This window comes from Enterococcus avium, assembly GCF_002891025.1.
Lineage (GTDB): Bacteria > Bacillota > Bacilli > Lactobacillales > Enterococcaceae > Enterococcus_A > Enterococcus_A avium.
This window is the reverse complement of sequence record NZ_NBSL01000002.1, coordinates 2,258,759-2,277,676: the sequence shown is the minus strand read 5'-3', so window position 1 is coordinate 2,277,676 and position 18,918 is coordinate 2,258,759. Positions and strand designations below refer to the sequence as shown.

Sequence of the window (18,918 nt, the reverse complement as noted above, 5' to 3'; positions counted from 1 at the left end):
TTTTTCTATTCTATTGTTATAGAAGAAAAGCCGTTGCCAAGAAATTACCACAACGATATGGTAATTGTCTGTGTTCTAAATGGAAACGCTATCTTTTATGATGGGGTTAGAAAGAGAAAGGATGGTTGATTTATGACAGGATTTTCAAAAGATTTTTTGTGGGGAGGTGCAGTAGCAGCGCATCAGCTTGAGGGAGCTTGGCAAGAAGGCGGCAAGGGTATCAGCGTAGCGGATGTGATGACTGTCGGTGGTCCTGGTATTCCACGTAGAATCACGGAGGGTGTCCTTGAAGGAGAGTATTATCCAAACCATGAGGGCATTGATTTTTATCATCGGTATAAAGAAGATATCGCACTTTTTGCTGAAATGGGTTTTAAATGTTTCCGAACCTCGATTGCTTGGACAAGGATCTTTCCAAAGGGGGATGAGGATGTTCCAAATGAAGCTGGGTTAAAATTTTATGATGATCTCTTTGATGAATGTTTGAAGTATGGGATTGAGCCTGTGGTGACACTTTCGCATTTTGAACTGCCGTATCATCTAGTTACTGAATATGGTGGATTTGCCAATCGTAAGGTGATTGATTTCTTTGTTAGGTTTGCTGAAGTTTGCTTCAAGCGCTATAAGGACAAAGTCAAGTATTGGATGACCTTTAACGAAATTAACAACCAAGCCAATTACAATGATCAATTTTTCCCGTTTACGAATTCAGGAATTTCCTATAAGGAAGGCGATGATCGCGAGCAAATCATGTATCAAGCGGCTCACTATGAACTCGTTGCCAGTGCAAAGGCGGTTCAAATCGGCAAAGCAATCAATCCAGATTTTGAAATTGGATGTATGATCGCTATGTGTCCCATCTATCCGGCAACGTGTAAGCCGGCGGATGTATTGATGGCCCAAAAGGCGATGGAAAAACGGTACTATTTTACGGATGTTCATGTTCATGGAGCTTATCCGGGGTATATGCTGACATACTTCGCTAGAAAAGGATATGATTTAGATATCACCTCAGAAGATTTAGCCGAATTGAAAAAAGGAACAGTCGATTATATTGGCTTTAGTTATTACATGTCCTTTGCGATCACGCATAAAGAAGACAATGTGTACTTTGACTATCACGAACAGGAAGATTTTGTCAGAAATGAATACCTCAACGTCACCGACTGGGGCTGGCAAATTGATCCAGAAGGTCTGCGTTATTCACTGAATTGGTTTACGGATCATTATCGTGTGCCGCTCTTCATTGTCGAAAACGGCTTTGGCGCAATCGACGAAAAAGAAGCCGACGGCAGTGTCCATGATACGTATCGGATCGATTATTTCCGTGATCATATCAAAGAAATGAAGAAGGCTGTAGTGGAAGATGGCGTGGAGTTAATGGGTTATACCCCGTGGGGATGTATTGATTTAGTCTCTGCCAATACTGGCGAAATGAAAAAACGTTATGGGTTTATCTATGTTGATCGAGATAACGAAGGAAATGGTACGTTAGAACGCAGCAAGAAGGATTCATTTGATTGGTTCAAACAAGTCATTGCTTCAAATGGCGAGGATTTAGGATAAAAAAACGAATCCGCTGTCATTCATGCCTACGTTAAAATAAGAGTAGATGAATGTATGGGGATAAGAAATCTATTAAAAATAGGGAGGAAAAAACGATGAAAAAAGCTTTGATTATCTGTGCCGGAGGAATGTCTTCATCCGTCATTGCAAAAAAAACAACCGAGAGTCTGCAAGGAAAAGGAAATGAGATTCAAGTCGACGCGACTTCGCAATCCCAAGGAGCAAATACCATCGCTAAGGATGAATACGATTTGTATCTAGTTAGTCCGCAAACCAAAATGTATTTTGACAGCTTAGAAAAAAGCGCAAAGAAATACAATAAACCGATCGTCAATATTCCGCCACAAGCGTATGTACCAATTCCAATGGGGATTGATAAATTGTCTAACGTGATTCTTGAAAATATTTAGTAAGGGCTGATAACCATGTTGAGCAAGCGCGAGACACAAATCCTAAAATTATTATTTGACCATAAGCATACGTATTTGACGAGTCAAGAAATCGCTTCAGGAATTGATGTTTCCAATCGAACAGCTAGAAAATATCTTCATCTGCTTGAGGATGCATTAAAGCAAGAATCACTTGCTACAATTGAGGCAAAACAAGGAAACGGGTACCAGTTGAAAATTGAGGATGCTAGGCGATTCGACGAATTTTATCTTGAAGAGGTCAAAAGTCAAATGGCTTCTAAAGATATCACAACGATTCAAGAATCAAATGATCGACAATACTATATTTTGAACCGTTTGTTTTTTGAACAAAGTACTGTCTATGTGGATGCGATAGCCGATGAACTGTTTGTATCTCGCTCAACGATATCAAATGATTTAGTAGAAATAAAAAAACTAATCACGCCTTACCAAATCGAGCTTCAAAGCAAAAGTAATAAAGGGATTTTCATTGTCGGAAATGAGCAAAATATCCGTCACTTCATTATGAACTATTTCTTTATGGAGCGGTTGCATGACAATTTATTTGCCTTTTCCATGTACGCGAACTTATTGGAAGGGATCAGTGTTGAAGAAATTGTCATTATTGTTTTAGATGAATGTCGAGAATCACAGTTAAAGCTTTCAGATTTCATCGTTTATAATTTAGTCCTTCATATTGGTTTGGCGATCAAACGAATCCAAAATGGCTTTTTTATGGATATTCAGGCGCCGATATCTTTTGATGAAGATTCGATTGAATATCAAACCGCTTTGAAAATATTAGCCAGAATCGAGCATGCGGTAGGGATTACGTTTTCTTCGGAAGAAGCGGATTTTATTGCTCTTCATTTAAAAAACAAGATTACGGCGAAAACAATTTTTAAAAAAGCGGATGCAACTGAAGAGCAAATCCGAGCACAATTGCTTGAAACATTGAAGGCCATTGATCAGGATACACCATTTGATTTAGAACACGATACGATTTTGATTGATGGATTAATGCTCCATTTTATCCCGCTGTTAACTAGACTGCAAAATAACTCTAGTATCGAAAATCCGCTGCTAGAGGAAATTAAGACGCAATACCCGGATTTGTTTGAATTGACGGTCAACTATTTTTCGAAAATGCCGGTGTTTAAATCATATCAAGTGACTGAAGGGGAGTGGGCCTATCTTGCGATCCACATCACAGCAGCGGTGGAACGCTACTTCAATGAACAGAAGACTCATGTATTGGTCATCTGTGCCACCGGGTTAGGCAGCTCGCAAATGATCAAAAATCGGCTGGAACGCGAATTTGGTTCGAGAATTTTGATTGAAAAGGTCATTAGTTACTATGAAATCGCTGAACAGGATTTAAGTCACATTGATTTAGTCATTTCTTCGATTAATTTAGGAAATGTTGTCTTAAATGCACCAATCGTCAATGTCAGTGTTTTCTTAGGAAAAGATGACATTCAAAAAATCAATCATGAAATATCTAGTAATAAGGGTAGCCATTTCGTTGCAGGTCGAAAGGAAAGCGACCGAAAAGAATTGGTTGAAGAACAAGTTGAATTAATTGAGCGAAGTTTCAAACCTGATTTATTCTATTTTGTCGGAGAACATTCAACCAAAGATGCTGTTTTAAAAGAATTAATCAGCAAAATTGAAGCTGTTGAAGGAACCGACTTGCAAGAAAACTTTTTAAAACAATTAAAACTGCGTGAATCCTACAGCTCCGTCGTATTTTCTGAATTTATGGCGGTTCCGCATCCCATCGAAGCCTTGACCAAAGAGGGGCATGTGGCCGTTGCGGTAGCACCTGAAGGGATTACTTGGGACAAGGAATATCAAAATATTCAGTTAGTTTTCTTATTATCACCGGATAAATTTGGAAAGTTTGAGATAGACAAGGTTAGTCAAATGCTGGTTGAGATTATGGAGGATGATACCTTCAGGAAAGCCTTAGCCTTCAGTGATACTTTTGATAACTTTATAAAAGCGTTTATTGATCAATTTAAAAAAAGAGAGTAGAAGGAGAAAACAATGGACTCAGAAAAATTACAAGAAGCAGCATTTGAAATTATTTTGAGTAGTGGGGATGCCCGAACACTTGTACATGAAGGCTTCAAAAGTATGCGTGAAGGAAACTATGAAGAAGCAGAGGTACATTTGAACGAAGCAAATGATTCACTAGTCAAAGCGCATAAAGCGCAAACCGAACTCCTGCAGCAATATGCCAGCGGAGAAAAAATTGAAATGGAAATTATCATGGTGCACGCTCAGGATCACCTGATGACCACTATGACCTTACGGGAAGTTGCGATCGAGATGCTGTCGTTATATCGCAAAGTATCGTAAGAAATGATAGTCATTAGTTTGAAATAAAGAGGAGAACAGACGATGGATAAAGAAACTGTTAGTCAATTAAAAAAAGAAACGGCATTGAAGAATTTTCGCTACAATCGTTTCCTTCTACTTAGATACTTATTAGCTGGTTTTTTCTTTACTAATTTATATTGGTTGCTTTCTTTGGCTATGAGCAGAAGTGCTTGGTCATTGCTGCCGCTGGGATTAATTGTGCTTTCAGTCCCTGCCATCGCAGAACATTTGCGACTTTACGGCTATCCATCAGATGATGTTCGCAATCAGTTAAAATGGCATCGCTTGTATCAAATGACCCAAGGAATAATCAATCTTGTTCTACTGGTATCTGTTTTAACCAATTTTGGGTTCGAACAAGTTTTTCCATTTTTCACAAATAGTGCAACCAGCAAAGGATTTGTCAGCTGCATTTTATTAGTCGGTATGTTGTTGTCAGGAATTATTTTAAAACGCATTCAGAGCATTTATAGTCAGAAAGATAGACACGCCTCATATATTACAGAGTTCAGTAAACTAAATAATAAATAAAGGGTGATTAAAAAATGGACGGATCAAATAACAAAGTCTTTGCTTTTTTAGAGAAAAACCTGATGGGCCCTATGGGGAAAATTGCCTCACTAAAAGTTGTGCGAGCGATCATGGGTGCTGGTATGGGCGCAATTCCATTTACAATTGTCGGTTCCATGTTTTTAGTGTTCAATATTTTACCAATGACCTTTCCGTTTCTAGAAGGGATCTTCAATTCAACCTTCTTTAAATTTGAAAGTCTTTATATGTTAGCAAATAGTACAACGATGGGTATTTTGGCATTATATTTCTGTGTTGGATTAGGCTATGAATATACAAAAATTATTGCTGAAGAAGAAGAATTGAACATGGCGCCGATCACAGGGGCGTTACTATCAATCTTCGCTTTCTTCTTGTCAATTCCGCAATTAATGATGGAAAAAGGCAGCATCGTTCGTTTGACGAATCTTGACGAAGGAATTATCAACGGCTGGGCAATCGGCGGTGATGGGGTCTCTCGTTTAGGAACAGTCGGAATCTTTACTGGAATTATCATGGCAGTGATTGCTGTTCGGCTTTATCGTTTATGTGTGAAGAGAAATTGGGTCATCAAAATGCCAGAACAAGTTCCAGAAGGCGTATCAAGAGCCTTTACCGCATTGATTCCAGCATTTGTGGTTGCTTTTGTTATTTTAATCATTATTGGCATTTTAGTCTTCTTTAATACAGATATTTTCCAATTGATCGCGATTCCGTTTGGTTTCGTAACCAAATTAACCAGCAGCTGGATCGGTGTTATGGTCATCTACTTCTTGATCCATGCGTTGTGGATCGTCGGTATTCATGGTGCCAATATCATTTCTTCATTGATCGCTCCGATTACTTTAGGAAACTTGGCATTGAATGCTGATGGCGCGCATATTCCGTTAGCTGGTGAATTCCAAAATGCCTTCGTAACCATTGGAGGTTCGGGTGCGACGTTAGGCTTGTGTCTCTTCTTAGTTTATATGGCTAAATCAGAACAGTTGAAGGTATTAGGAAAGGCTTCAATCGTTCCATGTCTCTTCAATATCAATGAACCGTTGATCTTTGGTATTCCATTGATCTACAATCCATTCATGGCGATTCCGTTCTTCTTGGCGCCAATGGTTTCGGCATCAATTGCTTACTTCGCGATCCAATTTGAATTGATTCGTCCAGTAATTGCTAATATGCCATGGCCTTCACCAGTCGGAGTCGGTGCCTTTATCAGTACTGGCGGTGACTGGAAAGCAGCTTTAGTTGCGATTATCGGTGCGGTAGCAGCATTTGTCATCTATTTACCATTTGCTCGTGCCTACGATAAGAAATTGGTCGATGACGAAGTGGCTAGCACAGAAGAAACTGCTGGAGACAGCGTTTCAGTATAAATACTCAGAGAAAAAATAGCTGCCGGCAATTGTCGGCAGCTATTTTTTAGCATTCCTCTTTCGTTGTTTCGTAATAGTCTAAAAATAATTCGTGTAACGCAGGATGTGTTTTTCGCAATTGCACCAAACGATTGGTTTCATAGGACATAAAGCAGTGTTGGCTCGTTCCCGTCGTGACTAATTTTTCACCATTATAGACACGGTATTCGAAATCCAAACGGGTGCCCGTATATTTTTTAACGACAGGCTGAATCAGGACTTCATCGCCAAAGCGAACCATCTCCTTGTATTCACAGCTGACTCCTAAGACGGGGATCATAATACCGTCTGCTTCGATTTTTTCAAAGGGACAATTCATAAAGTTCAGAGCGTCAACGCGAGCTTCTTCAAACCAGCGAATGTAATTGGAGTGGTGGATGATGCCCATCTTATCGGTTTCATAATAAAAAGGCTTGCGAGAATAGCCGGGATATTTTTCCATGATTAATTCCTTTCGAGGGCGTATTTTTTCATATAACGAGGAAGCGCCTCACTGATGGTTGTAGGTAAAACTACATAGTTCTCTTCAGCCAAATCATCGCCGATCAAGCTATGAAGATAAACAGCAGCACCGATTGTATCGGTATTTTTTTCGAACTGAGCGAGAAAACCAGTGATCATGCCAGCCAGAGTGTCACCCATGCCGCCTGTGGCCATCCCAGGATTACCAAGTGGATTTTGATAATAGGCGACCGCATCATCATAAATCGTTGTGCGATGACTTTTTAGGACGATCTTGGCGCCTAAGAGCGCTTGCTTTGCACGGTTATTTTCATCGGTCTGCTGGATAAAGCTTAAACCACTTAGGTGTGTCCATTCCGCTAAATGCGGGGTAAAAATGGTTTGTTCAGGAAATTTTAGGGATAATTTGTAGTCCTTAAACAGCGTGATCGCTGAGCCGTCAATCACTAACCACTGCTCGGCCTGTTGATTGGTCAAAACCTCTTTTAACAGCATTGCCATTTCCTTTGCTAGTCCTAAACCAGGACCAATCAAAATGACATCGGCCTTTTCTAATACTTGATAAAGCGTCTTCGTCTCATTGAAATCCAATACCATTGCTTCTGGTAAACGAGTATGAAGTGCAGTATGATTTTTTTCAGCAGTGACGACAGTAGTGAGTCCTGCGCCACTTTTGATACATGCTTCGGCGCTCATGATGATCGCACCGCCATATTGGTGATTGCCGCCAATCAATACCACTCGTCCAAAGGTTCCCTTATGAGAATTCTCGGGCCTTTTCGTAATCACTTTATGTAAGATGTCTTTATTTAATTGGACCATCTAGTCACCTGCTTTCATCCTATAAATCGTAGCGAATAAACCGTTCAAGATAAAATTCACTATGGGTATCATTATAAGGGAAAAAGGAGAAATTTTCCTAACAAATATTAAAGAGTTTTCATTTTTATTCTATTGAATAGAGTGCTATCATTAAAGTGGTTTAAATTAAAGAATGTCAGTTGCGAGTTCTACTTCGTATTTCTAATACGTTAGTGGAATCGTATGCCAACGACAATAAGAAAATTTGATTCAAATTTTACCTCTTCATTAGAGTAGGCTCGACATTTCGTATTGTTTATAGTATGCAATCTCGTTATCCACGAGCTCGCCTAGCAGTTGATGAGATATCTAGTTGGATATTTGGCATTCGCATCGAATAAGGAGGAATCTTTCAATGACAATCGATTTTAAGAAAGAAGTCGAAGCACGTAAAGACGATCTATTAGCGGATCTATTCACTTTATTGCGTATCAAGAGTGAACGTGAAGACGACAAAGCAACTAAAGAAGCACCATTCGGACCTGGACCGGTGGAAGCATTAGAAAAAATGCTTGAAATCGCAGAACGCGATGGCTTCACAACAAAAAACGTCGACAATTATGCCGGCCATTTTGATTACGGTGACGGCGATGAAACCTTAGGAATCTTCGGTCACTTAGATGTGGTACCAGCTGGCGACGGTTGGGATTCAGATCCTTACGAACCAGAAATTCGCGACGGCAAATTGTACGCTCGCGGCTCAAGCGATGACAAAGGCCCATCAGTTGCGGCTTATTATGCAGTAAAAATCATCAAAGAATTAGGCTTGCCAATCTCTAAAAAAATCCGTTTTGTCTTCGGTACTGACGAAGAAAGCGGCTGGGGAGATATGGACTACTATTTCGAACATGAAGAAAAGCCTGATTTCGGCTTCTCACCAGATGCGTATTTCCCAATCATCAATGGTGAAAAAGGGAACGTAACCATGATCCCTCATTTTGACGGAACAAACGGCACTTCTTATGTTTTAGTAAGCTTCGAAGCAGGCTTGCGTGAAAACATGGTTCCTGGCAATGCTGTGGCAGAAGTAAAAGTTGCCGATGCAGACGCTGCGGAAAAATTAGCCAAAGAATTTGCAGACTATGTAGAGAACAACCCGGTTAGCGGTAAAGCAGATGTTGCTGGTTCAAGCGTTACCTTACATTTAGACGGGAAAGCAGCTCATGGTGCCAGCCCTCAATTAGGAACCAACGCTGGTACTTTCTTAGCAGTCTTCTTAAATAACTATGATTTCGACAAAGGTGCTAAGGCCTTCATCGAAAACAGTGCAAAATACATCCATGAAGATGTCTATGGTAAAAAATTAGGCGTTGACTTCAACAATGAAAAAATGGGTGAATTGACAATGAACGCTGGAATCTTCAGCTTCAAAGATGGTCAAGAAAACGACAACCGGATCACGTTGAACTTCCGTTACCCTAAAGGTACAACTAACGATGAGATCAAAGCAAAATTAGAAGAATTATTCGGTTCAGATGTGAAAGTAACAGAAGGCGCACACCATATGCTGCCTCACTATGTACCAGCGGATGATCCTTTGGTTGCTACTTTGCTAGATACTTTCGAAGAACATACAGGCATCAAAGGGGAAGAAAAAGTCATCGGCGGCGGCACATTCGGTCGTTTACTAGAACGCGGTGTGGCTTACGGCGCACAATTCCCAGGTTTTGAAGATACAATGCACCAAGCCAACGAATATATGTCTGTTGAAGACATTTTGAACTCTGCTGTGATCTACGCAGATGCGATTTATCGTTTGGTTAAATAATTGATTATTGAAATGGGCCTCGCAAGTTCTTAATTGCGAGGCCTTTTTGTCAGTCACGCTTTTTGCAGTTTGCAAAGAGTAACTTGTAATTAATAGTTTTCGTTAATACAAAAAACAGACTGTTTAGCGTGATGATATGCGTACGAAGATAAGGTCATTTTTCCCGTTTTTGGGAAAATGACTTTCCTTCAAACTGAGCTAGCTATCTGCGATTGGCTTAAATACCGATCTTGTTGTATGCTTTTTTGAGAACGTTTAAAGGAGTACCCTATGAAGAGAAAACCAATCATTTTAAGCACCGATCCGGGAATCGATGACGCCGTAGCGATTGTCTTAGCCCTGTTTAGTGAAGAGCTGGAGGTAAAACTAATCTGCCCAACCTTTGGCAATGTCAATTTAGAACATACAAAATCAAATACGGAAAAATTATTAACTCTATTGAAAAAGTCCCCTGAAGTTGTTTTGGGAAGTTCACATTCGTTGCTAAGAGAAGCAATCGATGCCAGTGAGATTCATGGAGAGTCGGGGATGGATGGCTATGATTTTCCTGAAGCTACTATTTTTGCGGATGAATCCCAAACCGCTGTTGCAGCGATGCATGAGATCGTGAGCCAAGAAGAGCAGACGATTCTAGTTGGGATCGGCCCCTTAACCGATATCGCGTTGTTCATTCATCTTTATCCCCAAGATTTGCCGAAGCTTGATCGCATCGTTGTGATGGGCGGCAGCTTAGGGCGAGGAAATTATGGTGTGTTGTCTGAATTTAATTTTGCCGCCGATCCGGAAGCGGCAAAGATCGTTTTCAACAGCGGCGTACCGATCCAAGTAGCGCCATTAGAAGTAGGCAATCAAGCCAAAATCATGCCAGAAACTACAGATAAGATTCGCAACTTCGGAGAAATCGGTAAGATGATCCATCAATTATTTACGAACTATCGCAGCGGCAGTTTGGTATCAGGACTAAATATGTATGATGCGCTGGCAATCGCTTTAATTCTAAAGCCGGAGATGTTTGAGCTTGTTTCTACTAGAGTTGAGATTGAAACAACTCCATCATTGAGCTATGGTGCATCACTAGTTGACCTAGAGAACTATTTGCATTTACCAGCAAATGTGGAAGTGGCGACTAAGGTTGATCCAAAGCAGTTTGAACAATGGTTTGTTGAGACTTTGGCAAAGACAATGAGCTAAAAAAGGAATAAACTATTTATACAGACAGTAAAAGCGTAGGTCGATTTTTTCGACCTACGCTTTAGTCATTAATGATACGATCGATACTTAATACCGCACCGGTTTTAGCATCAGCTTTAAATTCATAAGCGACCAAGTGATCATCTTCTGTCCGAGTGATTCCGCCAGAAAGAATATCCATTGTGATAGCGAATTTTTGCATGTGCTCAGTGTCGAAGGAAATCCAAGAGCCTTCGATTGGTCCTTCTTTCAGAAAAGCCGCTTTGATTTGATCCAGGACCTTGTCTGGGGACATTTTTTGTTTTTTTCGATAATAGTGATTTGCTGCGATGCCTGCAGCTAAACCGATCGTTGAACCGATAGCCAAGCCTTGCGCGAATCTTTTTGTTTTCTCCATAGCATAGACCTCCTTGTTTGTCGTTCATCTATTTTCTAGTCAAATATAGTTTTGTGTGTACGCCTTATTTTACCATTGTTACAAACGAATTTGAAAATTATACGTCATTATTTTAGATAAAAGAACACAAAAAATCAGTGATCAATAAAATCACTGATTTTTTAGCGGCGTATACTACTAAATCGTGCTGCCGGCGTAGAAACCATCACGAATGGCATCGCCGATCTTGCCGATTTTATTACTATCACCCAGCACGCGAGTTTTGGTATGGTATTTTTCCTTCACTTGATTAACGGTCGTTAGGACAGGCTTCATCCCGAAGGCATTGATCACGGTATCTGCCGGGATCACTTCGGTTGTACCATCGGCTTTTTCGATCGCCACACCTGTTTCGGTGATCGCAGTAACTTTCGCTTGAGTGATCATGGTGACGTTATTGGCAGCTAACGCATTCATCAATGAAATTCGATTGATAAACATTGCATCTTCTGCACAATTCTCCTTCATTTCAATGATCGTAACCTTTTTGCCCATCTCTGAGGCGATTTCTAAGGCACCATCACAACCGGTTGAACCGCCACCGCAGATAACGATATTTTCCCCATCAATCAGGGATTCATCCTGATGACATTCCACCATAGTAGCAACATTTGGTGCGTCGATTCCTGGGATTGGCGGAACAAGTGCCTCTGCGCCACAGCCAATAAAAATTTCATCACATTCGGCTAAGATAGGATCATCTGGACGGATAAAGGTATTCAGATGCACGTCAATACCTAGTTTCTCCATTTGTTTTTCATACCACTGACTTAATAATTGGATATTGATCTTGAATTTTGCGGTAGAGACATCGCGCATCATGCCGCCTAAGCGAGGTCCTGCTTCATAGAGTGCTACCTCATGACCTCTTAATTTCGCCACTCGAGCGGCTTCCATTCCGGCTGCGCCGCCGCCGATAACCACGATTTTCTTCGCTGTTTCCGCTGCTTCTAATTTGAATCGCCGTTCCTCCATGGCTTGAACGTTGACGGAGCACCCGAGTTTGGTATGATTATTCCAAATTCGCCCGATACAGTTTTCGTTACAACGCAGACATGGACGGACATCTTCTCGTTGATCAGCTAATAATTTATTAGGTAAGTTAGGATCAGCAATCAGCCCGCGACCGATCATCGCAAAATCAGCAGTACCAGATTGAATAAGTTCCACAGCAGACTCAGGATTGTGGGTTCCGGCATTTAATAATGGGACAGAGACGGCTTGACGCGCTGCATTGGTGACATAGGACATACACGATTCGCCTAAATAAGAAGGTGGGAAAATATAGTCCAAGGTCTCATAACAGCCGGCATCAATATCAAAGGCATCGACGCCTTCTTCTTCTAATAATTTGATCAAAGGAATCGAATCCTCTAACGTGCGCCCACCTTCAAAGCGATGGTCTAACGAAATTCTGAAAAGAATCGGTAATTCGTTGCCAACCGCTTTTCGGATCGCTTGAATAATTTCTCGTGGGAAGCGCGCAAAGTTTTCTGGTGAGCCGCCGTATTCATCGTTGCGTTTGTTCCAAACCGGCGACATAAATTGATCGACTAAGTAACCGGCGTGAGCGTGAATCTCAATCCCATCGAAGCCTGCATCCTTCGCTAACCCAGCTGCAAAGGTAAAACCATCCATGACGGCTTGAATGTCCTCTTTGGTCATTTCGCGGCAGGGAACATTCGGGTCAAAGGCAGAAGGAATCGGTGATGCTGACATCGGTGGTCGTCCTAGTGTATCAGGAAAGGCATTTCGTCCGGTTCCGCAGGTGATTTGGCAAATGACCTTCGTTCCATAGCGATGAACCGAATCACATAAAGAGGTGAGAGCTGGTAAGACGGTAAATGAATCCAAGGTTCCTTCCATCGAGCCTTGAGCGATTTCTTCGTTTAGGGGCTGGCAGCCGAGAATGATCATACCGACACCACCTTTGGCCCGTTCAACGAAATAATCGATTTCTTGTTCATCTTTTCGACCGCTGGCAAACGCCGAGTTGGTACCCATTGGCGACATCACAAGGCGATTTTTGACTTCCATATTTCCGATTTTAAATGGAGTGAAAAGCGTCTGGTAATCCATGACTATTCCTCCTCGTCTTTAGCAAACGGCGTTGCATAATAACGATAAACATCGTACTGAATCACTATCGGATCATTGGTAAAGTCCACTCTGCCGATTCCAAAGCAGGCGATCCGGTTGCACCAATCGTAGCGTTCATCATCGGTATCTAGTACCGGCATCGGCTGGGTGCCCATGACGGCTGGGAATTTTCCGTTGGCATAATCCGCGGCTGCCTCTGCCGAACCTAAGTCGATTCGTCCTTGGTAAAACATGTTGATATCTGCGCCGTCCTCAGTATGGATCATTGCCCGGCAGTCGACATCCACGATTCCATTTGGATGAACGGTCGACCAATCCGCCCCAACAGGTAATATTTCACCAGTGATTTTTGGTCCCCAGACCTTCCCGCCAGTGATAACGCCAGTCACCCGCGTTGAACCAGTGGGTAATTTTTGAATAAACATCTTGGCATCCACATCGATCGAGTAGGTAAAAATGTGCTCGATCTTAAACTTGTTCAATTCAAATTCTGTCATTTTCTTTTCCTCCAATTCTTATTGTTGTTCTTGTAAAAAGCGTAACATGATAACGTTTTCTTTCCATTGGCAAAATATCTGATTTTTTCGGATGCTGTCGTCAAAAATACCAATAGGTGCTACTATTAATATATAAATAGCGGGTAAGAGGTGACTGGATGATGGAATACAGTGAGAATAAACTACTAGAATTTACCAAAAAAGCAATTGAAACTGTTTCACAAGGGTGTCGGATTGAGGAGCTGGCACAGCTTGCCTACCAGACCTTCAAGTTGCCTTTGATTGTAGCAGATCCAGGTTATCGCTTGATTGCCTATGCGGGCGGAGAGAATATCCATGATCCTTATTGGCAGCAGATCATCTATAGCGGAGAACCAACGGATCATACGATCATGAAATTTTATATTGATGATGGATTGATGGAGGCGATCACCGGCTCAAACGAGGCGATCTATATTGATTGGGGCGTGTGTGTCGACTATCCGCAAACCTGTGGGCCGATCTATATCGATAATAACTTAGAAGGCTTCGTCAGCATCTTATTCATGCGTGAGGAACTGTTGAAGTTTTCGCTGAAGCTGAATAATCTATTGCGCCAGTTTTGTGCCATCTTAATGCAGTCGAATAATTACCGTCTGACTCACGCTATTAATCCAGTCAAGGAATTACTAGCACAAAAATTCTTCGATATTGAAAACTACGTCGACGCCGCGTCCTTAGAAGATTATCTTAAAATCGTACAATTAAAAGCAAGCTATTGTATTGTAGTTTTGTCTCAAAAGAATCATGATTCGATGCTGTTTTCCCGTCTGAAGAGTCAGATCGTCAAAGAATGTCAGAACCTGCTTTATTATGAAAAGGAGCAGAAGCTGTATTTGCTGTTTCATCAATTAAGGGATTCAAAGCTGAGTCCGGCGTTTTTGCAGCTGATTCGTCAGAGTGAATGTTATTGCGGAGCTAGTACGGTTTTTGATTCCTTAGATCAGCGAGCAGTCTTTATTCAACAAGCTGAGATCGCCCGCGATACGGCACAATCGTTAAATACCAGCAGCCAATGTATCGCCTTTTCTGAGTGTCTGACAGAAGCCTTCTTGCTGCATCCATTGAAGGCGTTTAAAAAGGAAAATCTGATGCCAGAAGAGATACACACCTTATTTGCTTATGATGAGGTGCATGAAACGGAGCTTGCCAAAACCTTGAGTGTCTATTTGCAGCTCAGAAATGATATTAATAAAACCGCTAAGAAACTGCACGTTCATCGAAATACATTAATCTATCGCTTGAATAAGATTCGTGATTTGGCCGGCGTTGAGATTGATGATCCTGAGGTTGCTTGGCGTTTCCAGCTTATTTTTCGGGTCCTTGAGGTCTCTACTGGCAGAAAATAGGTTCGAGAGTTCGCTTCTTTCTCAAAAAGAATGAAAAGTGTATAATCAGAGGTAGTAAATGAAAAGGTCGTGACGCTATGATTATCCCTAAAAGTATTGAAGAGTTAGCTGGTTATGCGGAAAAAGGCAAGAATGTGTTTTTCTTTACTGCTGATTGGTGCGGTGATTGCAACTTCATCAAACCACAGATGCCAGAGATCGAAGCAGCATTTCCGCAGTTTCAATTTATCCAAGTCGATCGGGACGAATATATTGATGTGGCAGCCGAGTGGAATATCTTTGGGATTCCTAGTTTTGTCGTAATCAATGACGGAGAAGAATTAGGTCGATTAGTTAATAAAAATCGCAAAACAAAAGACGAAATCGCTGGCTTTTTGCAACGAGTAGAAGGGTAGGAGATTGTTATGTTTACACAATCATATCAAAACATCTTAGTCGGAATTGACGGCAGCGATCAAGCCATGGAAGCCTTCAAAAAAGCGCTGGCTGTGGCAAAACGTAATCACGGAACCGTTTATGTGGCCAATGTGATCGATCATCAAGTCTATACGTTCATGAGTTATTCGCCTTTAAATGAAAATATCATGGATCAATTAACCGCCGATGCGAAAAATCTGATCAATGAATGCAAAGCCTTTGGCAAAGAATATGGCTACAACAAGATCGAAGGGATTATCGCCTATGGATCAGCCAAAGAAGCGATGGCGAGAACCCTGCCAGAGAAATACGACATTGATTTAGTGATGGTTGGACAATCGGGTTTGAATGCGGTAGAACGCTTCATGACCGGCAGTGTTGCCAGCTATGTGATCAAAGAAGCCTTATGTGACGTGTTGATCGTTCATCCAAGTGCTGAATAAAAGCTGGCTTGACCAGCTTTTTATTTTGAAAAAAAGAGGATCGGGATGGATTGGCAAACTCGTTAAAATTGCTTTTTAAAGTTTGCTTCTTGCTGATGAAGTTTGTTTGCTGAGCTAGAAATGAAAAAAATCTCATGCAAAAGTCCTGTCAGATTTGTTAAGATACGAGAGGAATACGACTGGAGGTAAAAACGTGATTTTTGCGTATAATAAACAAAATGTCGGCGATACCTTAATGGTCATCGTCAAAAATGATGAAAACAAGGAAAAATCTGTCGAACGAAAGGGCACGGTTGCCCGTGTTCAGACAACCGATGGGAAAACTGTCGCTTGGAACTTTTTCAATGTTTCAGACTACTTAACCATTCATGGCAATGGACAAGTTGAGCTATCAGAAAAAGATATTGAAGTCTTGAATGAACAATTAAAGCAATCCGGTTTTGAAGAACGCTTGGTGGCAGATCTTTCACCAAAATTTGTTGTGGGCTATGTAAAATCGTGTATTGATCACCCGGATTCAGATCATTTGCATATTACCGAGACAGAAATTGACGGTGGAGAAACGTTGCAAATCGTTTGCGGTGCCCCTAATATCGAAGCTGGACAAAAAGTCGTTGTCGCAAAGCCTGGCGCGATGATGCCCGATGGACAAATGATTTGGCCCGGCAGCTTACGCGGCGTAGAAAGCTTTGGCATGATCTGTTCAGCCAGAGAACTGCATTTACCAAATGCGCCTGAGAAGAAGGGCATTTTAGTATTGGCTGAAGATGCTAAAACTGGTGAGAAGTTTGAAGTAGGGAAATAAAAAATCCGTTGAGAAATATTTCTCAACGGATTTTTTATTTAGTTATTTCCTTGTTGCTGTGAGTTCGATTTCAAAGAATTGGCATCAATACTTAATTTAACAGAAACCGTTTCTTTTTTATCCTTGCGATAATAAGTGATTTTCACGGTATCGCCAACTTTGTGTTTGTACAATTCAGATTGCAATTCGACGCCAGTTGAAACGTCTGTGTCATCGATTTTGGTAATCACGTCGTATTTCTTCAGGCCCGCTTGATCCGCTGGTGTAGAAGATTGAACGTTGTTAATTACGACCCCTTGGGTAACAGAGCTAGGAACTTTGACAATTTCGCTGACTTGTTCCGTCGATAGATCAGACAGGTTGACCATTGTGATACCTAAAGCTGGGCGAACCACTTTGCCGTCTTTTTCTAATTGGTTGATAACATTCACGACATCGTTACTTGGGATGGCGAAGCCGATTCCTTCCACACTAACATTTGATTCCGTTTGAACAATTTTACTTGAATTGATTCCGATTACTTGTCCAGCCATATTGACTAATGGACCACCGGAGTTCCCAGGATTGATCGCCGCATCTGTTTGGATCGCGTTGATATTCACCGTTTGACCTTCATCATTTTGGTTGACGACTTGACGATTCAAGGAAGAAATAATCCCCGATGTTACGGAATTTGCATATTGAGAGCCTAAAGGAGAACCTAAGGCGATGGCTGGTTCACCAACTTTTAGATTGTCAGAATCACCAAAGGTTGCTGGTTTGATATCTGCCACTTTGTCTGATTCGACTTTTAAGACAGCCAAGTCAGTATAAGAATCGGTTCCCACCAAGGTTGCTTTAACTCTTGAACCGTCTTTCAACAAGACTTCTAAACCATCCTGTTTTTCCACCACGTGATTGTTGGTTACGATGTAGGCTGTTTTGCCCTCCAGCTTGTAAATGACCCCAGAACCCTCTGATGTTTCTTCAAGCTGTCCGCTATCTTCCTGTGACTGTTGATTGTCATTTCCGCCGAAAAAGTCAGAGAAGCCGCCTAAACCACTTTGTGACTGTTGTTTTTGCAAGTTGATAACAGAGACAACCGCATCCTGTACTTTACTAGCCGCATCAGTAATATCTGAATTTACATCCACCTTCATGTTGCTGACTTTTGTATTACCAGCACTTGGTGAACCGCTAGCATTTTGGTTATTCGGTGCAAGCAGCGAACCATTCGCTACATAAAAAATCCCAATTGTTAAAACAGCACCAAGAACACCGCCTAATAAGCTGGTCCCAAAGCGCCTAAAAAAACCTGGAGATTTTTTTGGTGTAATATCTTTTCTCATCATATTTACTCCACCTCTACTGTGTTATACGTTATATTAAGTATAGTATTTTATTGTAAGGTAAGTCTACTACAGCGATTTGACTTTTTTATGAAAAAGTTTCGTAGGAAAATATAGATAAATGATGAAAAAACTTGTTTTCCACAAGATTAGTGGAAAACTAAGGAAAAAGTTTGTTAATTGATTTAGTTTTTTTATCCACATAAATGTGGATAAAGTGGATAACTCGGTGGAAAACGTATGTTTGTATAGAGGATTCCTTACAAAAAGGGAATCAATATCCGAAAAACTGTGGATAAACCTGTGATTAGTGTGCATAACTACGTGGAAAAAGACAAAGACTTCTGTTTTTAACTGTTTTGATCGGTGGAAAAGTTTAATAAGCAAAAGAAACTATAATGAAAAAGGTGAAATATAATGAACATCAAAATTATTTCTGTGGGAAAATTAAAAGAAAAATATCTCGTTCAAGGAATTTCAGAATATACGAAGCGCTTATCGAAGTATTGCAAGATCACGCTAGTCGAAGTCCCAGATGAGAAGGCACCAGAAAAACTCAGCGATGCCGAAATGATCCAAGTCAAAGAAAAAGAAGGAGAACGCATCCTTGCGAAGATCAAAGAACAAGAATACGTCTTCGCCCTAGCCATCAATGGCAAAAATCCTAGCAGCGAAGACTTCGCTGCCGCGCTAGACAAATTGCAAACCAGCGGCAAAAGCCAATTCGTTTTTGTCATCGGCGGCTCACTAGGACTAAGTGACCAAGTCCTAAAACGCAGCAACGCGCAGATTTCATTTGGTAAGATGACTTATCCACATCAGCTGATGCGGCTGATTTTGGTGGAGCAGATTTATCGGGCGTTTAGGATTAATGCGGGGGAGCCGTATCATAAATGATGATAT

Annotated in this window: 19 protein-coding genes; 13 read left to right on the top strand and 6 right to left on the bottom strand. The window is 41.1% G+C overall.

Annotation, left to right across the window (positions count from 1 at the left end; all coding sequences use genetic code 11):
* Positions 1–132 precede the first annotated feature (132 nt).
* The 6 genes from AUF14_RS11500 (at position 133) to celB (ending at position 6,280) form a co-directional block, all read left to right on the top strand.
* Positions 133–1,566 carry a 6-phospho-beta-glucosidase gene (locus tag AUF14_RS11500; protein WP_049218101.1) on the top strand — a complete coding sequence of 478 codons (1,434 nt, stop codon included), beginning with the start codon at positions 133–135 and terminating at the stop codon, positions 1,564–1,566.
* A 95-nt stretch (positions 1,567–1,661) separates the two neighbouring features.
* Complete coding sequence (locus AUF14_RS11495; protein WP_016179605.1) at positions 1,662–1,976, top strand: PTS cellobiose transporter subunit IIB; 315 nt, start codon at positions 1,662–1,664, stop codon at positions 1,974–1,976.
* Positions 1,977–1,991: 15 nt separating this feature from the next.
* Complete coding sequence (locus AUF14_RS11490) at positions 1,992–4,013, top strand: BglG family transcription antiterminator (RefSeq protein ID WP_049218102.1); 2,022 nt, start codon at positions 1,992–1,994, stop codon at positions 4,011–4,013.
* A gap of 12 nt (positions 4,014–4,025) precedes the next feature.
* Positions 4,026–4,340: a PTS cellobiose transporter subunit IIA gene (locus AUF14_RS11485; RefSeq protein WP_016179607.1), complete on the top strand. Its 315-nt coding sequence runs from the start codon at positions 4,026–4,028 to the stop codon at positions 4,338–4,340.
* Between the two features lie 42 nt (positions 4,341–4,382).
* Positions 4,383–4,892, top strand: a complete 510-nt coding sequence (locus AUF14_RS11480) for a hypothetical protein (protein WP_016179608.1) — start codon at positions 4,383–4,385, stop codon at positions 4,890–4,892.
* 14 nt (positions 4,893–4,906) lie between these two features.
* Entirely contained in the window at positions 4,907–6,280 is a 1,374-nt protein-coding gene (gene celB / locus AUF14_RS11475; protein ID WP_016179609.1) for a PTS cellobiose transporter subunit IIC, read from the top strand.
* A gap of 46 nt (positions 6,281–6,326) precedes the next feature.
* On the opposite strand, the gene AUF14_RS11470 is transcribed toward celB, so the two are convergent.
* Positions 6,327–6,761: an acyl-CoA thioesterase gene (locus AUF14_RS11470; protein WP_016179610.1), complete on the bottom strand. Its 435-nt coding sequence runs from the start codon at positions 6,759–6,761 to the stop codon at positions 6,327–6,329.
* A gap of 2 nt (positions 6,762–6,763) precedes the next feature.
* A complete protein-coding gene (locus AUF14_RS11465) occupies positions 6,764–7,603 on the bottom strand; it encodes an NAD(P)H-hydrate dehydratase (protein WP_049218103.1) in 840 nt (279 codons plus the stop codon).
* 394 nt (positions 7,604–7,997) lie between these two features.
* Between AUF14_RS11465 and pepV the strand changes: the two genes are divergently transcribed.
* A complete protein-coding gene (gene pepV, locus AUF14_RS11460) occupies positions 7,998–9,410 on the top strand; it encodes a dipeptidase PepV (RefSeq protein ID WP_049222237.1) in 1,413 nt (470 codons plus the stop codon).
* A 270-nt stretch (positions 9,411–9,680) separates the two neighbouring features.
* Positions 9,681–10,601: a nucleoside hydrolase gene (locus AUF14_RS11455; RefSeq protein WP_102866051.1), complete on the top strand. Its 921-nt coding sequence runs from the start codon at positions 9,681–9,683 to the stop codon at positions 10,599–10,601.
* 61 nt (positions 10,602–10,662) lie between these two features.
* Here AUF14_RS11455 and AUF14_RS11450 read toward each other — a convergent pair whose 3' ends face one another.
* From AUF14_RS11450 to AUF14_RS11440, 3 genes are all read right to left on the bottom strand, one after another.
* Entirely contained in the window at positions 10,663–10,998 is a 336-nt protein-coding gene (locus tag AUF14_RS11450; RefSeq protein WP_048718218.1) for a membrane protein, read from the bottom strand.
* Between the two features lie 177 nt (positions 10,999–11,175).
* Positions 11,176–13,116, bottom strand: a complete 1,941-nt coding sequence (locus AUF14_RS11445; protein WP_102866050.1) for an oxidoreductase — start codon at positions 13,114–13,116, stop codon at positions 11,176–11,178.
* A 2-nt stretch (positions 13,117–13,118) separates the two neighbouring features.
* Entirely contained in the window at positions 13,119–13,634 is a 516-nt protein-coding gene (locus AUF14_RS11440; RefSeq protein WP_049222229.1) for a DUF3237 domain-containing protein, read from the bottom strand.
* A gap of 158 nt (positions 13,635–13,792) precedes the next feature.
* Here AUF14_RS11440 and AUF14_RS11435 point away from each other — a divergent pair, with 158 nt between their 5' ends.
* From AUF14_RS11435 to ytpR, 4 genes are all read left to right on the top strand, one after another.
* Positions 13,793–15,022, top strand: a complete 1,230-nt coding sequence (locus tag AUF14_RS11435; protein WP_225844223.1) for a PucR family transcriptional regulator — start codon at positions 13,793–13,795, stop codon at positions 15,020–15,022.
* A 77-nt stretch (positions 15,023–15,099) separates the two neighbouring features.
* The gene (locus AUF14_RS11430; RefSeq protein WP_016179618.1) at positions 15,100–15,417 is read left to right on the top strand and encodes a thioredoxin family protein; all 318 of its coding nucleotides are present in this window, start codon (positions 15,100–15,102) and stop codon (positions 15,415–15,417) included.
* A 9-nt stretch (positions 15,418–15,426) separates the two neighbouring features.
* Positions 15,427–15,882, top strand: coding sequence for a universal stress protein (locus AUF14_RS11425; protein ID WP_016179619.1), 456 nt, complete (start codon positions 15,427–15,429; stop codon positions 15,880–15,882).
* A gap of 193 nt (positions 15,883–16,075) precedes the next feature.
* Positions 16,076–16,687, top strand: a complete 612-nt coding sequence (gene ytpR / locus AUF14_RS11420) for a YtpR family tRNA-binding protein (RefSeq protein ID WP_049222227.1) — start codon at positions 16,076–16,078, stop codon at positions 16,685–16,687.
* A gap of 38 nt (positions 16,688–16,725) precedes the next feature.
* Here ytpR and AUF14_RS11415 read toward each other — a convergent pair whose 3' ends face one another.
* Complete coding sequence (locus tag AUF14_RS11415; protein WP_016179622.1) at positions 16,726–18,018, bottom strand: S1C family serine protease; 1,293 nt, start codon at positions 18,016–18,018, stop codon at positions 16,726–16,728.
* A 414-nt stretch (positions 18,019–18,432) separates the two neighbouring features.
* Between AUF14_RS11415 and rlmH the strand changes: the two genes are divergently transcribed.
* Positions 18,433–18,912 carry a 23S rRNA (pseudouridine(1915)-N(3))-methyltransferase RlmH gene (gene rlmH, locus AUF14_RS11410; protein ID WP_048718007.1) on the top strand — a complete coding sequence of 160 codons (480 nt, stop codon included), beginning with the start codon at positions 18,433–18,435 and terminating at the stop codon, positions 18,910–18,912.
* Positions 18,913–18,918: the final 6 nt, after the last annotated feature.